1 protein-coding gene is annotated in these 386 nt (G+C 62.4%); it reads right to left on the bottom strand.

Annotated elements, in window-relative coordinates; all coding sequences use genetic code 11:
- The coding region (locus H7993_RS20685; RefSeq protein WP_185795504.1) for an immunoglobulin-like domain-containing protein at positions 1-386 on the bottom strand (386 nt) is incomplete at both ends.

Below are 386 nucleotides of genomic sequence, written 5' to 3'. Positions count from 1 at the left end.
AGGCGCCGCCCGCAGGGACGGTAGCGGTCAGCACGACGTTGGTGACGTCGATGCTGTCGCCGACTGGCGTCACCACTGGGGTGGTGATCGGGGTCAGCTGTTCGAAGTTGCCACCGGTTACGCCGGTGATCGCAGTGCTGATGGTGTCAGCGCCGTTGTAGACGTCATTACCTAGGGGGAAGGAAACCGAACCGCTGGTTTCACCGACGGCGATGGTGATGACTTGGTTGTTCGACAAGGTCACGACAACCGGCGAACCGGTTACAGGCGCGCCGACGGTAGCGGTGTAGAGGATGGAGCCGTTTTCCAAAGCACCACCGGCAGGGACGGTAGCGGTCAGCACGACGTTGGTCACGTCGATGCTGTCGCCCACTGGCGTCACCACT

Source organism: Pseudomonas baltica (assembly GCF_014235765.1).
GTDB lineage: Bacteria > Pseudomonadota > Gammaproteobacteria > Pseudomonadales > Pseudomonadaceae > Aquipseudomonas > Aquipseudomonas baltica.
The sequence above is the reverse complement of the archived record's forward strand: the minus strand, read 5'-3'. Positions and strand labels throughout refer to the sequence as shown.